The following is a 290-nucleotide window of genomic DNA, read 5'->3' as shown; positions in this document are numbered from 1 at the left end:
AAGGTAAAAGAAATTCTAGAAATACCGAGGAATCCTTAGTTAAGGAAAGTTAAAGAAATTTTAAGCTGCTATAAAATGTGTGTCATCTTCCAGCGCTTAAGGTCGGGAAGGTTTTTAATTGCAGCTTCAGCTTCCTCCATACATAGTCCATCATGATGTTTAGCCATTTCCAGCAGTTTTTTCTCCATCTCCTGGATACTCATATGATCTCTGAATTCACCGTCTTTAAAACAGTCCAGGCAGTAATCTCCACTTTTACTTTGGTCGCGGTTTGTACCTCTGGCCTTTGG

At 39.7% G+C, this 290-nt stretch carries 1 protein-coding gene; it reads right to left on the bottom strand.

Annotation, left to right across the window (positions count from 1 at the left end):
• Window positions 1-68: 68 nt before the first annotated feature.
• A partial coding sequence (locus HC175_RS23165; RefSeq protein ID WP_168140096.1) for a zinc ribbon domain-containing protein occupies window positions 69-290 on the bottom strand: 222 nt, incomplete at its 5' end.

This window comes from Salinimicrobium oceani (assembly GCF_012037645.1).
This window is presented reverse-complemented; position numbering and strand designations above follow the sequence as displayed.